The 2,216-nt window shown below is 71.9% G+C and carries 3 protein-coding genes; all 3 read left to right on the top strand.

Annotation, left to right across the window (positions count from 1 at the left end; translation table 11 throughout):
• Positions 1–770: MFS transporter (locus VFX99_RS13410; protein WP_329666795.1), on the top strand; the 770-nt coding region annotated here is incomplete at its 5' end.
• Complete coding sequence (locus tag VFX99_RS13405) at positions 767–1,276, top strand: PaaI family thioesterase (RefSeq protein WP_329666794.1); 510 nt, start codon at positions 767–769, stop codon at positions 1,274–1,276. The genes VFX99_RS13410 and VFX99_RS13405, both read left to right, overlap by 4 nt.
• Before the next feature lie 10 nt (positions 1,277–1,286).
• Positions 1,287–2,216, top strand: a 930-nt coding sequence (locus VFX99_RS13400) for an NADP-dependent oxidoreductase (RefSeq protein ID WP_329666793.1), incomplete at its 3' end; no start/stop codon positions are given.

The raw sequence follows: 2,216 nt of genomic DNA, 5'->3' as shown, positions 1-2,216 counted from the left end.
CGCTCACCGTCGGGATCGTCGAGGGGCCCAGCTGGGGGTGGGGGTCGGCCCGGGTGGTCGGGGCGTTCGCCTCGAGCGCGCTGCTGTTCGCCGGGGTCGGGCGGCGCTCGCTCGATCACCCCTCGCCGGTGATCGACCCGGCGATGTTGCGCATCCGCGGGTTCAGCATCGCGGTGGTGGCCTCGGTCGTGTTCTTCATCGGCTTCGCCGCGATGCTGCTCTCGGGCGTGCTGTTCACGACCGGCGTCTGGGGCGTGGACGTGCTCACGGCCGGCCTGATGCTCGCTCCCGGTCCCGCGATGGCCGCGACATTCAGCATCCCTTCCGCGCGGCTCGCCAGCCGGGTCGGCTATCGCGTCACCGGCCTGCTCGGGTCGCTGCTCTTCGCGCTCGCCGCGGCTTGGTGGCTGACGCACGTGACCGCGACGCCCGACTACGCCGGTGACTACCTGCCAGGCATGCTCGTCAGCGGCATCGGCGTCGGGCTGCTGCTGCCGACCCTGACGGGCATCGCCGCGGGATCGCTGCCGCCGGCGCGGTTCTCGACCGGCATCGCGGTGGTGACCATGGGGCGGCAGATCGGCTCGGCGCTCGGCGTCGCCGTGCTCGTCGCGCTGCTGGGATCCGGACCGCCGACCGTGGAGGACTTCCACGGCCCATGGTGGCTGATGATCGGCGCGGCCGCGGGCACCGGGGCGACGTTATGGATGCTCGCCGCGCCCGAGCGAGCGACCGTGGCCGCGGCGCCCGCGGTGGAGGCCGCGCGATGAGCTCCATCGATCCCGACCGCACGCGGACCATCACCTGGGATGACCCGCTCGGGTCCGCAGCGGTGGGCGCGACGATGGACGGCCTCGACTACCTGCGCCTCGTCGCCTCCGGCAAGCTGCCGCCGCCCCCGATCTCATCGCTGCTGGGCATGACGATCGACGAGCTCGAGGTCGGACGAGCGGTCTTCGCCCTCGAGCCCGCGGAGTGGATGTACAACCCGATCGGCAGCGTGCATGGCGGCGTCGCCGCGACGATCCTCGATTCGTGCATGGGCTGCGCCGTCCACACCACGCTGCCCCAGGGCCACTCCTACACGACGATGGATCTGCAGGTTCGCTACTTCAGCGCGATGCGCCACGACACCGGCAAGGTCCAGGCGATAGGCGAGGTCGTCCACGTCGGCGGTCGCGTCGCGGCAGCGGAGGGACGGATCGTGGACGGCGAGGGGCGGATGATCGCGCACGGCACGGCGGGGTGCCTCGTGACGCGGCCGCCACGGGGCTGACGCAGCGCCTATGAGAGCGTTCGTCGTTGAGCGGTACGGCAAGGACGGACTTCGCGCCGCCGCCGTGCCCGAGCCCGAGGTCGGCGACGGTGACGTGCTGGTCAAGGTGAGCGCCGCCGGTATCAACCCGCTCGACGCGATGGTTCGCGACGGCGAGTTCAAGCGCCTCCTGAAGTACGAGACCCCGTTCGTGCTCGGCCACGACGTCGCCGGCGTGGTGACCGGCGTCGGCTCGGCCGTACGCGACTTCCGCGTCGGCGACGAGGTCTACGCCCGCCCCCGCGACCTGCGGATCGGGACCTTCGCGGAGTACATCGCGATCGACCAGGACGACGTCGCGCCCATGCCGGCATCGCTGACCGTGCACGAGGCGGCCGCGGTGCCGCTGGTGTCGCTGGCCGCCTGGCAAGCCCTCGTCGACCGCGCCCACGTGCAGCCCGGCCAGAAGGTCCTCGTCCACGCCGGTGCCGGCGGGCTGGGATCGACCGTTATCCAGCTCGCCAAGCACCTCGGCGCCACGGTGGCGACGACCGCGCGCGGCGAGAACGCCGAGCTGGTGCGCAGTCTTGGCGCGGACGTCGTCGTCGACTACACCAAGGAGGACTTCGCCGAGGTTCTCTCCGGCTACGACGTCGTGTTGGACTCCCGGGGGGGTGAGAACCTCGAGCGGTCCCTCACGGTCCTCGCGCCGGGCGGTCAGGCGATCGGCGTGAGCGGCCCGCCGGACCCCGGGTTCGCGCAGCAGCTCGGGGCGCCTGGGTTCATGGGCGTCGTGATGGGGCTGCTGAGCCGCAAGGTCCGCGCGCAGGCGCGGAGGCTTGGCGTCAGCTACTCGTTTCTGTTCATGCGGGCCGACGGAGCGCAGCTGCGCGAGCTGGCCGCCCTCTACGACGCCGGCCACCTCCGTCCGCTCATCGACAGGACGTTTCCGTTTGATGAG

Origin of the sequence: Microbacterium sp., from assembly GCF_036277215.1 — a bacterium.
Taxonomy (GTDB): Bacteria; Actinomycetota; Actinomycetes; order Actinomycetales; family Microbacteriaceae; genus Microbacterium.
The sequence above is the reverse complement of the archived record's forward strand: the minus strand, read 5'-3'. Positions and strand labels throughout refer to the sequence as shown.